Origin of the sequence: Halobacillus shinanisalinarum, from assembly GCF_022919835.1 — a bacterium.
GTDB classification, from domain to species: domain Bacteria; phylum Bacillota; class Bacilli; order Bacillales; family Halobacillaceae; genus Halobacillus_A; species Halobacillus_A shinanisalinarum.
In genome coordinates, this window is the sequence record NZ_CP095074.1 from 1,535,567 (window position 1) to 1,550,350 (window position 14,784).

Here is a 14,784-nt window from a genome sequence, read left to right on the forward strand (position 1 = left end):
AATCGGTTTTTCCCGATATGTCAATATGATAAATCATACAAATACGAAAGAAGGGCGCTCACCCTTACTCAAAGAAAGCGCCCGATCGTATACTTGAAGACACTCTTATTTGTGAAAAACAACTTTTAATCGCCTTAACCGGCATTACAACGCAAGAGATAAGCATAGCACAAGTGTTTTGAATTTCGTTTTAAGAGGTGGTTTTCGTTAAGTTATAAATTTACGAATCTTTCACAGGGCATGACGACTCTCCAAATATCTCGATACCAAAAATTTCATCGGCCCTAATCATTTATTTCGAACTACACTCAATGCATCGCCCCAGGCGATGACTTGATCAATCATGGCATTAGCCGATTCCTCTTGAAAGGCAGCTGGCTTCAACTCGCTGAAATTATCAAAATCGGTGAAGAGCGAAAGTCGAACCTGAGCACGCACGTCGGCAACCTCCAATTCGGCCATAATCATCCTAAGATTTTCAACTGCTGTCGTAGCCCCGGCAGCCCCGTATCCGACAAAACCAGCCGATTTATTGTTCCATTCCTTATACAAGAAATCAATGGCGTTTTTAAGGGCAGGTGACGTTGCGTGATTATACTCTGGCGTGATGAAAATAAAACCATCAAAAGTATCTATTTTTTTGGACCAAGCCTTCGTATGCGGCTTCGTGTACTCCCCTGAGGCTGCCCCCTTTGGTTCATCAAGCAGTGGCAAATCGTAGTCTGCAATGTCTACGATTTCGAATTCAGCATCACTGCGTTGATTGGCTATCTCGTATACCCAATGGGCAACAGCCTCGCCATTGCGACCCGGACGTGTACTTCCAATAATAATTGCTATCATACTCATGTTACATTCCTCCTAGTAAAAATATATTGTGGGATCATTAGGGCAACGCCCTCAAAAGTAACTTAACTTAAATATTTAAATAAGGAGCCTCACACCCCTTTATGCGCCTTCGATCACTCGTGCAACTTGAAAGAAATCGACCTTCGTGGTCCTTGCCCCACAGCGCTTAATAACCTCAGCGATTGTCGCTTTGGCTGCGTCAAAACCAGTTGCCGAAGAACTTCCCATCCAGGCCTCTTTTGACAGCCATTGACCATAGTTCACCACCCGGCGTCCATTATCACTCGCATGAAAACTTGCGGATACAAATCCAGTAAAATGGGTGAAGTGTTGTTCAACTTGATCGGTAATTTCATCAATCAATACCTGTTGGTATTGTGGTTCAACATCGAACTCAACCATTACCGTAAAGAATCGGTTTTCATCTATTGTCGGCATTTTTTACTCCTCCTCAGATCAATTAGATTATTGTTGCTGACACTTAGTGGCTGTTTCTTACTTATCAATGAATCGTATTATGGACTCTGCTCAGTCTGACCTGGTTTATACGTCATTTTAAAGCGCGTGCTTGTCGCTCTCTGAAACTGAAAGTAGTAAAGCAATATAATACTCACAAGCAAAAGAGCAAGGGAGATGTAAATATTACTGTAAACAATCCCGTTCGAAAACAATCTGGCGGGATTCCAGTTCAAAACAGCCCCCAGGTCAACCACCTTGCCGTATACGGCTCCTGAAACGCTGCCTGCCATAAAGTTCAACAGCGAGAAAATGCCCATGCCAACCCCAATCTGTTCCTTCGGTAATGTTTGGGAAATCGTGTTCGACAGTGTAATGAGTATGAACGCTGCCCCGGCATCACCGATGGTTAAAAAGACAGCGATGAAAATCGGCGAACTTCCCACAAAGGTAGATAATAAAAGAAAGGCGATGAACATTAACGCGGATGACAAGTAGAATAAGAATGGATTTCCTTTCGCATCCGCTAATTTTCCGCTTTTTTTCCCGAGAATGGCCGAAATGATGGCGGCTGGAACCATCACTATGCCAATCTGCTGTGGATCCAAATGACTGACATCGGATAACAACAACGGACTTAGATAAACGAACGAGAAACTGGTCCCACTGACAAGAAAAGTAATAACTAACCCAAAAGAATAGCGCTTATTTTGGAACAGACGAGCTTTAATAAATGGTTCTGCTGCATAGCGAATGCGTATCATGAACAAGACAGACAAAGTCAGGCAGCCGATGGCAAACATCCATCCCCCTCTCGTAACAGACAAAAGCAATAGCGCTACTGTCCCGGCTAATAGCCCACCGCCAAGCCAATCGACTTTACTTCCTTGCATCTGTTCGTCATCCAAATATTTACGGTAAAACGGCAGCAGGAATAGCGTTAAAAGAGGGAGGCAGAACAACCATCGCCAATCAGCAATGCTGACAATGAAAGCAGAAACAATCGGACCCAATACTCTTCCAAGCGCCAACCCGACAGCGACCATCCCCAAAGCGCTACCGCGTCTCGCCGGCGGAAAATGGCGGGCGGGGATGATCATAGCCGTTGCCGGAATGACTGATGCCCCCACAGCCTGTAAGATACGGCCAAGAAGCACCATCCAATAGGCTTGAGCGATCAGACCAACTATTGAACCAAGTGAAAAAAAGATCAGTCCGAACGTCAACAAATTTTTGAGCTTGCAGGTGTCGGCCAACTTTCCATAGATGACCGCTCCGATTCCATAAATCAGCATATAGGCTGTTGAAACCCAGCTCACTTGGGCAAAAGAAAGGTCAAGATCCGAAGCGACCTCGGGAAGCACGATATTAAACATCGTTGCACTCATGACGGATAGGACAAGCGTGAACATCAAAATACGCATTAATTTTTCTCCCGTTTGTTCTTGTACTTCCTGCTCCATTTTTATTTCTCCTTTCAGTTAAGATAGTGGTAACTTCCAAGTTATATACAGTCACCACTGACTGACATTATACTTTTAAAAAATAACTAGGGGGTTAAAGCCCTAGTAAAAATCGAAACACTTTCTTCAATAAAGGCTTCGATCGAAAAGGTATTGAGTATTGGATCATTGTTTATCCCGCCCATAGCCGCACCATAATTCAAGTACAGAAAGGCAACAGCTTTTCTTTCGGAATCGGTTTGAATAATCTTTCCCTTTTTATACATCTCATCGAAATATTCGGTTAAGAATGCTTTTAACTGCTCAGGGTGTTTGTGGGTAGATTCCTGAAAGCCAGGAAGATTCTCACGCTCTCTTCCACTAATTTGGATCAGTTTTCGATTCTGATACATGATTCGATGGTAGTTTTGACTAATCATCATCAAGTCTGTGTGAAGGTCCCATGTTATTTTCTTGTCAAAGAGATCTTTCATCTCTTCCGCATAATGATAACGATGAAAAGCTGATTCTAACAAATTTTGTTTGCTTTTAAAGTGTCTAAACAACGTTTTTTCACTAAATCCAGCTTTTGTTGCAATTTCTTCAGTCGTTACGCCTTTGTAGCCTCTTTCTGCCATAAGATCTATGGCAGCCGTCATAATTTTATCAGCAGTGTCCTGTTTTTTATTAAAATTCATTTGAATAACCTCGACCTCTTAAATTAATGTCAGTCATCAGTGACTGTCACTAATGTATAATATCATCTTCTTATTGTCAAGTTTAATCTAAAATTTTTTTGACATGTTCTTTGTTTATCTCTTCTTCAAGAAAATGGCCCTATTCAAAAGGACGCGTTAATCGATAAACGCGCCCTCGTAGCAGAAGACTTGGTACCAAGATAATATTTAAAAGACAATAATACTGACCTTCTACTATTGCCCTTATATTGAACAAGCAGAGAACTTCTATTAGCTGGTATTATGGAATATTAATGTTCTCCCTTATACCATTTACGCAGCTGGTTTATATGGGCTTGATGGTACCTATTATGATCTGAGATGTGCCATATTCCCCAGCGAATGGTTGCTTGCTTTTCGTTTTCATTTCCAAAAGTGACAACTTTATCTAGATCATTGTCAGTTAGATAAGTACATTCAGATCTAAACATTTCATACACTTTCTCATAATCAGATAAAAGTTCTTGTAGAGAGACTCCTTTAACCATTGGAAGTTGATCATTTTCATTTAAAGCTGGTCCATACTTCTCTTCCAAAACACCTGGTAAAGGTTCATCCTTAATTCTATAAACCCAGTTAAGATCAACATAAGCTAAATGTCTTATCAATTGTCCGGCACTATTAAACTTTCCATCTGTGCCATGATAATCTAATTCCTCTTGCTCCATCTCTTCAGTAACAGATTTTAATCGTTGAAAATTTTCCTTGACAGTTGAATATAAGATCCCAACAACTGATTCCATATTTGATTCACCTTTTAAATCGAATGCCATTAAAATCCCTCCGATTTGTCGTTTATCCTTATTGGATAAAAGCGCCCGTTTGCTTAACAAAGTATAATAAGTGCTTCGTTAATTCAAGAAATATTTTTTTTATGTTTATGGAAGGAATTTGTTATTAAACCTCGAATTAATATTTAGTATAAGGTGTTAGTACCAGATAATAAGATGGAGGGATATTATGAATACAGTCAATCATATTGATACGAAATCCATTCAGTGGAAAACAGTAGGTGACGGGGTTGAAATGTTTGTTCTACGTTTTGAACCTGGCGAAGTACGTACTTTACTACGATTTGCTCCAGGTAAAGGCTATGCTCCTCATCGCCATCCTGACGGTGAGGAAGTTTTCGTACTTGATGGAGTGTATAAGGATATGGACACTGAATATGGTCCTGGTACTTACTTATACTATCCTCCAAACAGCGAACACTCTCCTATTAGTCCGACTGGATGTACTATATTAGTTATGTCTCCAGAACCACCAATAAACTTATAAAACGCATCCAATAATTGAAGATTTGCATTCGAGATATATCGTACTCTAGTTGAAAATTTTTTTTGGCTTATAACGATTTTTCCATTTTAATATTCTTTTCTATGTATCCTAACTTTTCATATAAATCTCGTGCCAATTGGTTATGGGCAAAGACATGTAGGCCTATATTTTTCAATCCAAATTCTTTAGCTAAGACTTCAATTTCTTGCATAGCTTTTTTACCATAACCTTTACCTTGGTTTCCTTCCCAAATGTTGATACTATAAATGAACCCTTTTTCATCAGTTACTTTCGCGAGCCAAATCATGCCAACTTCTTGGTTTTCATCCCGAATTGTAAATAAGTGGTTGTTTTCCGTGTTCTTTCCTTCTGGGAGCAACTTTTCATACTCTTCTGTTGCCTTGCTAATTCCCTCTTCCGGCTTCCAATTACCACACTTGATTTGTTCGTCTGCAAAATGTTTAATTGCAAAACTTAAAAATGCTTGGAATTCATCTGAATTCATTTCGTCTAACCTCATCGTCATTTTTCTATTTCACCTTCGAATTTTATATAAAAAGCAAGTATTCAATCATGTTTGTTTTCATGTGACTTTCTGTTTTAACAGTTAAGAATCAAAAAGTGAGTTTGTTTTCTGTACCTGAGAGTATCCTTTGTATATTTTTCCTATGCCTGAAAATAACCATAATCGCCATTAGGAAGGCAAATATATTAAAATATACAGAATGCCCAAAAACAGGAATAAACGAAATAGCCACAATACCCAATGTAGCACATACTGTACCTAAAGAAACATAACGTGTTAAAACGACTATTATCACAAAAAAACCTAGACCTAAAAGGGCTATAAACCAGTCAGCCATAAACACCACTGACACCGCTGTAAGAGCTCCCTTACCCCCTTCAAACCGAAAATATACCGGCCAGTTATGCCCTATTACTGCTCCTGCACCTGCCGTTAAAAGGCATAAGGAATCTTTAGCCTCTCCCGAATAAAAGTTTACATCAAGGAACAACCCAATATAACAAGCAATTACCCCTTTTATTATATCTCCCACGAGAACAAACGTCGCAGCCGATTTCCCCAGTACCCTCAAAGTATTAGTAAGCCCTGCGCTTTGGCTTCCATGGCTTCTTATGTCTTTACCATATATTTTCCCTACAATCACCGCTGTATTAAGGCTGCCTAATAAGTAACCCATAGCCAACGCCGCAATAGGCACTAAAATATCAATCATCACTCTTCTCCCTTTTACAGAATTATGTAATCAATAACAACTCTAATAGTAACATAATTTAATGTTTTCAAATTAAAGAGATAATTAAATCGGTATACTACATAAGTTGTCTTTTATCTCGAAATCATGTCTTCAATAAACCTGCCCTTATCTGGAATAAATTTCACATTTATCTCGAATTCAAGTCTTCAAGATAATGGCCCTATTCATGCATAAAAAGCACAAATCCTTTATTCCGGAAAGCGCCCTATTCTTCAAGACTCGATATCAAGATAAAATAACAAAAGTGTTGTACTTGTTATTGGGAAATCAAACCCCTATTCCCTTCTAAAGGATTGTACATCTATTCTTTATTTATCACGCAACAAAAAATTGGGTACAACGCGTATGTAAACAAGTTCACTTATTAGCTCTATGATCGTCTGGGTAATAATAACAGCTGCAACCACATTCCCTATCTCAGGTAAAGCTAAAGCAAGTGGTAGTACAACTAGCGAATTCCTTGTTGATCCACTAAAAATAAGAGCCCTACCTGACTTCATTCCTAATTTAAACCATTTTGCTACATATTTAGCTATAAACGGCATAATCACCATAAAAACTATGTATAAAGGAATCACTTTTATAATTTGATCTACATAAGTAGGCAATTTAATAATTTGAGAAGCCACGACGATAAAAAGGGTTAATGCCATGAATGGGACAGGTAACCAAGCAGAGCCATCCAATATCTTTTTTCCGAAAGCCCCCCTCTTCGCTACGATTTGTAATAACAACGCAACCACAAGAGGTATAATAATCAAACCAAAAAACGCTTCAAAAAATGGAGTAGGCTCCACTATTCCGACAGCGTCTCTACCCATAAACATCCACAAATACAAGGGTAGAAGTAACATTTGCGCCACAAACAAAATGGGAGTAGATGTTAAAACTAGTTTCTCATCTCCTTTACCTAAGGATGTAAACACAATGACGTAGTCAATACACGGAGTTAATAATACCAAATAAAATCCGATCAGCAGCGTTGGATTCCCAGGCAAAAATTGAGCTAACAGCCAGACCACAATGGGTACAATGATAAAATTAATCGTTAGTAAGGCTTTAAAGTATTTTGGATCTCCAAATACTTTTTTCAATGATGTAAATGGAATCTGAGAAAACATACTATACATCAACAAGGCAATAATCATAGAAATGACCGACCCTAAATTTTCGGCATAGCCAGGCATGAGAAAACCAAATATGGTTGCCATAATCAACATCCCAATATATAGCCACACTTGATTATTTTCAAGTTTCTCTCTAGTAAACAACTCGTCACCCCACCTCCCTTAACTACAGGTACCACTTTCCTGAATTTTATCATAACAATCGGACCATGTTAGACATTTACAGGATAGTCCCTTTTGTAAAATATTGATCATTAAATCCATTTGTCTCTTCTTTTCCTCTAACTCTGAACGTTTCCATTCCGCCATGCGTTTCCAGTTTTCTGATGGTGGATGTTGGTCACTAAACCCCTCTACTAGCGCAGCAATCTCCTTATTGTTAAAGCCAACCAATTGGGCTGTTTTAATGAATTTTAATTGATGAACAACATCTGGGATGTAACGCCTTTTACCACTTAAGCGCTCAGGTTCAGGTAGGACCCCTATAGACTCGTAGTATCTAATAGCTGAAGAGCTAACACCTGATTCTTTTGCAAGCTCCCCAATAGACAGTTTAGATTTCATTTTTTTATCACCTCTTGACTTAAAGTTTACTTTAAGTATTATGCTTTAGCAAAAGAAAAGGGGGAGTTACATTTGAAGAGAACAATAGCAGGCGTAAGTGGCGCAAGTTTGTGCGTGTTATGTTGTGCGTTTCCTACCATATTTATAGGACTCGCAGGAATGATAGGAATCAGTACTGGATTTTGGAAATGGGGAGTTCTACTCCTTTTCTTATCCTTTATTATATTTCTAGTCACAAGCAGGAATAAAAACTGTAAGAGTAATTCAAGTTGTAATTGCTCAAGTTCATGAAATACAAAGAAGAAATCTTAATGGGGGTTGGAACATGAAAACCAAACGATTATGGAAAGGATTCGGTTGGGGGATTGTAGCAACTTTTGTGATGTCTATAGTGATGATTATCGGAAAAGCGACTGGTTTAGCTCCTATGCCGGAGCCAATACCTATTGCTACTGTTAAAAACATCTTTGGAGGAGGGCCCAAGCCACTACTCATCCTGTTAGGGATCTTTTCCCATTTCTTTTATGGGGGTATATTCGGAGCCTTGCTGACTCAATTGTTTAAGCCCGTAACGATTAAAAAAGGAATCGGGTTAGGCATCATTCTATGGTTTGTGATGCAAATCATCCTCCTCCCCTTCATAGGTTGGGGTGTATTTGGAAGTGGAATGACTTTAAAAATTGCTATAGCCACTCTTATTTTACACCTCATCTACGGTGGGACACTAGGATGGATTACGGATAAACAGTTAACAACATCTATTTCATAATAAGTGTACTTTTATTTTCATAAACAGCTCCTAAAACAAAAATGGGCACCTGACTCTTACAAGTGCCCTGCTTCCTACAATCCTTTGAAACAATAGAATCTAATTTTGGAATTTTTAATATTATGAAATCAAGTCTTCAAGATAATGGCCCTATCGTATAAATGAAAAATAAGCGCTAATCCTTATTAAAGAATAGCGCCCTTTTCAGGAAGACTTGATTTCAAGATAATCCAATATGTTCTTAACGCAAAAACACCCGTTCGTATTCCGGAATAAGATATCGTCCCTAGGAACTATTTCTATCTCTTAAAAAACAGTAAAAGGGATATGAACATCAATACAATTCCAGCAATACGATAGATATTTATCGGTGTACTCATTTTTTCACTCCCTTCATCAAAACAGGGCTTCTTCAGAACAAAATTCATATCTTTATGCTATTTCTATTTACTTTCGAAAAGTCCTTCCCCTTATTCCATTGGACCTTTTCGCGCAAATCCTCTATTCCGGAAATGCGCCCTATTCCTGTATAGCTGGCAGACTTTGCTTGGTTTTTAAGCACATAATTCCTGCCCCCTTATGTCCTTGATGCCTAGGCGTTTTAAACAAATGATAAGAAGAAAACAAAAAAATAACTGTTTACAATATCGATTCATTAATATATAGTTGATTACACAACTAATCAACCCATCAACGAAATGGGAGGAAGGAGGTTTTTGTGAAAGCTGTTTTTGATGACTCCAGGCCAATCTTCCAGCAAATTTCAGAAATGATTGCTGATGATATTGTTGATGGTGAGTTGCGTGAAGGAGATCAAATTCCCTCAACAACAGAGATTTCTAAATTTTATCAAGTGAACCGCGCAACGGTGCAAAAAGGCTTATCAATGCTCGTTGATGCAGGTTATGCATATAAACAGCGTGGCGTTGGGATGTTTATAGCTAAAGGGGCTAAAAGCCGGTTGCTTGCTGAACGTAAAAAAGATTTTCACCTTCAATATCTCAAACCATTGCTGGAAGAAGCAAAGCGAATTCAGATGACGAAAGAGGAAATTATTCGATTTATTGAGGAGGACAACGATGATTGATATTCACAACTTATCGTTTTCATATGGGGATGTAACAGCGCTCGAAAAGGTTACGTTACAGGAGGACAAACCGATTATTACAGGATTGTGGGGACGTAATGGCTCTGGAAAAACAACGTTGATGAAATTGATTTCCGGACTAGAAAAACCCAATCAAGGAAAGATTAATGTGAACGGGATCAATCCCTATAACAACAAAGAGGCGATGAATCATGTGACTTTTATGCAAGAAAACCACCCATTTTCAGACTTATGGGACGTAGAAGATGCCCTTCGTTTTGGTGCATTTTTCAATAAAAACTGGGATCAGAAGTTAGGCGACGAATTAATTGATATGTTTGAATTACCAAGGAAAAAGAAAATCAAGCAATTTTCAAAAGGGATGCAGACAATGATTAAGATTACACTTGGGCTAGCCAGTAAATCACCAGTAACGATCATGGATGAACCTTCCAACGGCCTAGATGCTCATATGCGTAAGCAGTTTTATGACGTACTGCTCGATAGTTACGAGGAACATCCCCGATTAATTATGCTGTCAACACACCACATTGATGAACTTGAACCACTCTGTGAAAAAATTGCAGTGGTTGATCAGCAAACGATTATTCGGTATGAAGAAATAGAGAAATTGAAGAATTATGGCGTTCACTTGTCGGGATCAGTAGAGTCAGTGGAATCACTGTTTGGAAATAGCAAGATCATTGACAAACGTAAACTTGGGAAGCAAATGAATGTCATGATTGATGAGCCTTTCAATGCAGACTGGGAGAGACGGGCAAAAGAGGTTGGAGTTAACATCGAAAAAGCACCACTTCAGGATTATCTCGTTAATCTAACAAAAAAGGAGGGCAAAAAATATGAACACGCTTAAAGGACCGTTTCTACTCATGTTTAAAGAGATGCGGATGACTTTTTATATCAACTTTGGAATAACGATCGCTTTAATGGCATTGTATATTTTTTTAAGTTACTCAACTGGTGAGAACGGAAATTTAGGTTCAATCTTCGGCCCTTTTTATGCCGTTTTTCTCATTTATCCATTTATTCTTTTTCAAGGGTACAAATATATTCTTTCCTTGGGCGGAACGAGAAGACAGTTTATGATGGCAACCTTTGCATCTGTTAGCATCTATATGGTGCTAAGCGTGCTCATTCTAAATGGATTACATCTATTAAGCCAATTTTTTATCGATCAAGGGCAAATCTTTCATATGGCCGACCTCGTTAACGGCTCTCATCCGCTATTATATATCTGGATTGATCTATTATGGATGCTTTTTCTCTTTGGCGTTGGGATAATGATTAAAACCATTTGGTTTAACCTCGGCAATGTAAGAACCTTAATTTGTGGAGCCATATTGTTGATCGTATTAATTACAACATACACTTTTGCTGACCTTAGCCCATTTATAGAATTTGTGATTGTTGATCATCTCTTATTTGTCCACATTCTTGCAGGGATCGCAGTATTATTCATGCTGCTCTCTTACCTCATCATGAAAAATGGACCATTAGAACGTGGAGATAGGGCTAGATTCATTGGGAAACAGCAACCTGAATAAGCGTTTTTAGAGTAATTAGTAGTTATTTGAAGGTTACCGAAATTGGTAACCTTTTTTGATTGGAAATAAAAATACGCTTCTTCATCGAACCTGTCTTAATTTAACAAACAAACAGCTCCTGACCCAGTAGCCGGTGTTCCACAATATGGCCCTTTAGCGAGATAACAAGGTAAACTTTCATAGCAGCTTTACCGGTTGTTTAAAACAGTCCCTGCGCCATTTTTTGAACAAGTTTCAGTGATCATCTATCCAAATAGTCCTCTGTCAATGAGATTCGCTGTAACAGGCTTGCGTCCTATTTCTCGTGACCATACAGATAATTGACCGATGTGGTGGATTTCGTGGGCGATGACATGGCGCATAATTTCCCCGTATTTGAAGCTGAATGTTTCACCATTGGAATCAGTTTCCGCAAGTTTCAGCTCTTCCATTTCGTCCGTCCAGGATGTCACAAATGATTCTACTTCTCTATGATATTGGCTTGAAAGAGCCTTCACTTTGGATAAGCTTGCATAGGCTTCAAACGGTGGTTCTTCAGGTTCTGACTTGCCTTGTAGGCCGCAAATCCAACTGTACTCGACTTCCACGATGTGAAACAGGGTATATAGAATGCTGCCAATTCCACCTCCCCTTTTTTCCAATAATTCTTCTTCTGGAACCGTTTCACACCATGTAAACCAGTCAGCTCTGACTTGCCAATTGTATTCAAATAATTTCAGCATAACAATGTTACCTCCACCATTCTTTTTAGACAACTTTGACCTTATAATAGGTTCTTTAATGAGTCTCTTAAATCCTTTATTTTCTTTTTCATAAAAGAGAACTTGATTATTCAATTGTCTGGCCCAATACAGGAAGACGCGTTTTAGAATACGATCGCGCCCTATAGTTTAAGTGTATTTCTTCACAAACTCTATTAGAAATACTATTTATTAATAACAATAGATAGTTTATAGTTTGCATGCTCATTTAAATCTTCCAAAAATTTATTTAATATTTCATTAGATGGAAATTTGCATTCAAGAAGGTAACAACCATCTCCACTAATTTTATAGTTATTTATAATGTATTGTTCTTGTGTTTTTATAAATGAGATATAAGGTTGATGATGAATACTTTGTGTAATGATCGTAATAAAGGCATGTACAAAACACCCTAATTTGACTTGGTTAACCTTTATCGTATACCCCTCAATCACACCATTGTCTTCTAGTTTGGCTACTCTATCTGAAGCAGCTTGTCCAGTCAAATGGACTTTCTCACCCAATTCTTTCATGGTGATACGACTGTTAATGGATAGTTCATCTAGGACACGCATATCTGTGCTATCTAACATTTTTCAAATCCTTTCAGATATCAAGTCGAACGGCAAAAAGACTTGATTTCATCCATGTATTTCTTCATTGAGGATAATATAAAATAAAATGTAAATGAAAGCAAAGGAGTTATAACCATGAATATACAACAAATTCGCAATGCAACTCTGATTGTTAAATATGCGGGGAAAAAATTCTTAATAGATCCATTTTTAGCGGAAAAGGGTACGTACCCTCCTTTTCCGGATTCCGCAAGACAAGATCAAAATAATCCTTTAGTTAGCTTACCGACTTCCATTGATAATATTATTAATAATGTTGATGCCGTCATTGTTACTCATCTTCATTTAGATCACTGGGATGATGTTGCCAAAGAGGTACTTCCAAAAGATATAAAATTGTTTGCCCAAAATGAAGACGATGCTTCAGAAATCCAGAACGGTGGTTTTAAAAACGTGGAAGTTTTACAAGAAGACACCGTCTTTGAAGATATCCAGTTAATTAAAACAAAAGGCGAACATGGCAGAGGGGAAATACTAAAACTTGCTGGTCTAGTATGTGGAGTTGTCTTTAAACACTCAAACGAGAAAACTTTATATATAGGTGGAGATACTGTTTGGTATGATGAAGTTCAGAAAGAAATCCAAACACACAAACCAGAAATCATTGTAGTAAATGCTGGAGATAATCAATTCCTAGAAGGGGGTTCTCTAGTAATGGGCAAAGATGATGTTTATGAAGTGCATAATGCTGCCCCTAACGCAAAAATTATTGCTAGTCATATGGAAGCTGTTAATCATTGGACACTATCAAGAGAAGAACTAAAAAACTTTATAATTGAAAAAGGAATCTCCTCTAATATTTTGGTGCCGGAAGACGGAGAATCATACTCACTTTAAATGTTAATTAAGTGATTAAACAGAGTTACTACGTGCCTCGTAGTAATATACATTAGGGCTAAACCTTTTGCTTCAGATTTGCGCCCGTCGGAATAATATTTTTTAACATTATCTCGAAATCAAGTCTTCAAGATAATGGCCCGTTTGTTGAAGATCAACTTTCCCCAGTGATTTTATTGTCACTCGAATATGTAACTTATATCTCTTAGATCTCCTGATATAGCTTACTTAAATGAGCTTTTAAATGTTGTTCAAACTTCTGTAACCGTCAGATAACTTTGAACACTTTTTGCTAAATTGAAATGAACACTTTACTGGAAATTAGAACATGTACGAAGTCACTTTACATGGAGCCTCTGCGGGAAAGATGATGAGCCATGAAGCCAGATGCTACAAGGAATCTGGCTCAGCCGATGTAGGCTATCATGCCCGCCTCTCCAAATAAAGTGCACGTTTCTACTGGAAATTAGTGTTCAGTCTTATTCAGCATTTTCAGGTAAGAAAGTGTTCATTTCTACTTAGCGGTTACAGCCTTTAATGTGTTTTCTGCTTTCCCAGTAAAATCCAGGTATTTAAGGTATTTAATTACTGGATTAATAGGCTCCCCATAAGAATCAATAAGCATATAGCATTCCTTATCTTCAACTTTAATTCCCTTAACTTTCATCCAAGCTACCCCCTATTTATAAATTCTTTATTAACGTTGTAAACTATAAATTTATAGTACATTTATATAGCTTATAAAGATACTAAAAAGAAGTAGGTTTTAACGTTGGATACGTTATCACCTACTTCTTATAGTAGTAATTAAATTAAGGATAAGGTGTAATACATAGCACTATCCACTGGCAACACCTCCGACCTGGGAAGTCTCCTAAAAGCGACTAATGACAAGCCAACAGGTGCTACCTAACCCCTCACGTGAAGCTGATCTATTGATTTTTTTATCATAACACAGCTTTTCTTTTACCTCACAAAGGTTGGTGGCTTTACGTCTAGATATTAGAGACTTTGCAATACCCTGATCAATCTTAGCATTTTTCCATGATTCTTCTCCTATTCTGAAAATTCAGTATTCCTAAAAAAGCTTACTATTCCTTATACCAATCCATCTGCTAATGGCAGATCTGAATTGAAATACGTCTCTACGTTTCCTTTTCGGTCTTCAGAAGCCTCTTTAAAGACATGATTCATCTTATCCATCACTAACAGTTTAGCCTCTGCTTTGGCTTCGTGAAGCTCTTTAGCCTCCTGAACTGTTACTTGAAGGTCACGCTCTCCGTTAATGATTAGGACGACGATGCTGGAACATCGCCGGTCACAGTAGACCAAATCCATCAAGAGGTGTAATAGTTTATCTTTTAAACTTAGAGAAGTGTATGAATGATTATTCTGACTGGCTAACATAATTTAGA

The 14,784-nt window shown here is 38.0% G+C and carries 19 protein-coding genes; 6 read left to right on the top strand and 13 right to left on the bottom strand.

Annotation, left to right across the window (positions count from 1 at the left end):
* Window positions 1-288: 288 nt before the first annotated feature.
* The 5 genes from MUO14_RS07655 to MUO14_RS07675 form a co-directional block, all read right to left on the bottom strand.
* Window positions 289-849, bottom strand: coding sequence for an NADPH-dependent FMN reductase (locus tag MUO14_RS07655; RefSeq protein WP_244754651.1), 561 nt, complete (start codon window positions 847-849; stop codon window positions 289-291).
* Between the two features lie 99 nt (window positions 850-948).
* Complete coding sequence (locus MUO14_RS07660; RefSeq protein WP_244754652.1) at window positions 949-1,287, bottom strand: antibiotic biosynthesis monooxygenase; 339 nt, start codon at window positions 1,285-1,287, stop codon at window positions 949-951.
* A 77-nt stretch (window positions 1,288-1,364) separates the two neighbouring features.
* A complete protein-coding gene (locus tag MUO14_RS07665) occupies window positions 1,365-2,768 on the bottom strand; it encodes an MFS transporter (RefSeq protein ID WP_244754653.1) in 1,404 nt (467 codons plus the stop codon).
* 86 nt (window positions 2,769-2,854) lie between these two features.
* Complete coding sequence (locus MUO14_RS07670; protein ID WP_244754654.1) at window positions 2,855-3,445, bottom strand: TetR/AcrR family transcriptional regulator; 591 nt, start codon at window positions 3,443-3,445, stop codon at window positions 2,855-2,857.
* Between the two features lie 290 nt (window positions 3,446-3,735).
* Complete coding sequence (locus MUO14_RS07675; protein WP_244754655.1) at window positions 3,736-4,257, bottom strand: DinB family protein; 522 nt, start codon at window positions 4,255-4,257, stop codon at window positions 3,736-3,738.
* 187 nt (window positions 4,258-4,444) lie between these two features.
* Here MUO14_RS07675 and MUO14_RS07680 point away from each other — a divergent pair, with 187 nt between their 5' ends.
* Entirely contained in the window at window positions 4,445-4,762 is a 318-nt protein-coding gene (locus tag MUO14_RS07680) for a cupin domain-containing protein (RefSeq protein WP_244754656.1), read from the top strand.
* Between the two features lie 67 nt (window positions 4,763-4,829).
* On the opposite strand, the gene MUO14_RS07685 is transcribed toward MUO14_RS07680, so the two are convergent.
* From MUO14_RS07685 to MUO14_RS07700, 4 genes are all read right to left on the bottom strand, one after another.
* Window positions 4,830-5,288, bottom strand: coding sequence for a GNAT family N-acetyltransferase (locus tag MUO14_RS07685; protein ID WP_244754657.1), 459 nt, complete (start codon window positions 5,286-5,288; stop codon window positions 4,830-4,832).
* Window positions 5,289-5,376: 88 nt separating this feature from the next.
* On the bottom strand, window positions 5,377-6,000 hold the full coding sequence (gene plsY, locus MUO14_RS07690) for a glycerol-3-phosphate 1-O-acyltransferase PlsY (RefSeq protein WP_244754658.1): 624 nt from the start codon (window positions 5,998-6,000) through the stop codon (window positions 5,377-5,379).
* A gap of 350 nt (window positions 6,001-6,350) precedes the next feature.
* Window positions 6,351-7,313, bottom strand: a complete 963-nt coding sequence (locus tag MUO14_RS07695; protein ID WP_244754659.1) for an arsenic resistance protein — start codon at window positions 7,311-7,313, stop codon at window positions 6,351-6,353.
* 18 nt (window positions 7,314-7,331) lie between these two features.
* Window positions 7,332-7,733 carry a MerR family transcriptional regulator gene (locus MUO14_RS07700; protein WP_244754660.1) on the bottom strand — a complete coding sequence of 134 codons (402 nt, stop codon included), beginning with the start codon at window positions 7,731-7,733 and terminating at the stop codon, window positions 7,332-7,334.
* Between the two features lie 325 nt (window positions 7,734-8,058).
* On the opposite strand from MUO14_RS07700, the gene MUO14_RS07705 reads away from it, so the two are divergent.
* The 4 genes from MUO14_RS07705 (at window position 8,059) to MUO14_RS07720 (ending at window position 11,154) form a co-directional block, all read left to right on the top strand.
* Window positions 8,059-8,502, top strand: a complete 444-nt coding sequence (locus MUO14_RS07705; protein ID WP_244754661.1) for a DUF6789 family protein — start codon at window positions 8,059-8,061, stop codon at window positions 8,500-8,502.
* A gap of 718 nt (window positions 8,503-9,220) precedes the next feature.
* On the top strand, window positions 9,221-9,589 hold the full coding sequence (locus MUO14_RS07710; protein WP_244754662.1) for a GntR family transcriptional regulator: 369 nt from the start codon (window positions 9,221-9,223) through the stop codon (window positions 9,587-9,589).
* Window positions 9,582-10,463 carry an ATP-binding cassette domain-containing protein gene (locus MUO14_RS07715; RefSeq protein ID WP_244754663.1) on the top strand — a complete coding sequence of 294 codons (882 nt, stop codon included), beginning with the start codon at window positions 9,582-9,584 and terminating at the stop codon, window positions 10,461-10,463. Before MUO14_RS07710 ends, MUO14_RS07715 begins: the two co-directional genes overlap by 8 nt.
* The gene (locus MUO14_RS07720) at window positions 10,450-11,154 is read left to right on the top strand and encodes a hypothetical protein (RefSeq protein WP_244754664.1); all 705 of its coding nucleotides are present in this window, start codon (window positions 10,450-10,452) and stop codon (window positions 11,152-11,154) included. Before MUO14_RS07715 ends, MUO14_RS07720 begins: the two co-directional genes overlap by 14 nt.
* Window positions 11,155-11,399: 245 nt before the next feature.
* Here MUO14_RS07720 and MUO14_RS07725 read toward each other — a convergent pair whose 3' ends face one another.
* Together MUO14_RS07725 and MUO14_RS07730 are read right to left on the bottom strand one after the other, a co-directional pair.
* Window positions 11,400-11,876, bottom strand: coding sequence for a DinB family protein (locus MUO14_RS07725; protein WP_244754665.1), 477 nt, complete (start codon window positions 11,874-11,876; stop codon window positions 11,400-11,402).
* A gap of 203 nt (window positions 11,877-12,079) precedes the next feature.
* On the bottom strand, window positions 12,080-12,490 hold the full coding sequence (locus MUO14_RS07730; protein WP_244754666.1) for an Lrp/AsnC family transcriptional regulator: 411 nt from the start codon (window positions 12,488-12,490) through the stop codon (window positions 12,080-12,082).
* A gap of 117 nt (window positions 12,491-12,607) precedes the next feature.
* Between MUO14_RS07730 and MUO14_RS07735 the strand changes: the two genes are divergently transcribed.
* On the top strand, window positions 12,608-13,369 hold the full coding sequence (locus MUO14_RS07735; RefSeq protein WP_244754667.1) for an MBL fold metallo-hydrolase: 762 nt from the start codon (window positions 12,608-12,610) through the stop codon (window positions 13,367-13,369).
* A gap of 514 nt (window positions 13,370-13,883) precedes the next feature.
* Here MUO14_RS07735 and MUO14_RS07740 read toward each other — a convergent pair.
* Window positions 13,884-14,036 carry a hypothetical protein gene (locus MUO14_RS07740; protein ID WP_244754668.1) on the bottom strand — a complete coding sequence of 51 codons (153 nt, stop codon included), beginning with the start codon at window positions 14,034-14,036 and terminating at the stop codon, window positions 13,884-13,886.
* A gap of 431 nt (window positions 14,037-14,467) precedes the next feature.
* The gene (locus MUO14_RS07745) at window positions 14,468-14,776 is read right to left on the bottom strand and encodes a hypothetical protein (protein ID WP_244754669.1); all 309 of its coding nucleotides are present in this window, start codon (window positions 14,774-14,776) and stop codon (window positions 14,468-14,470) included.
* Window positions 14,777-14,784 lie beyond the last annotated feature (8 nt).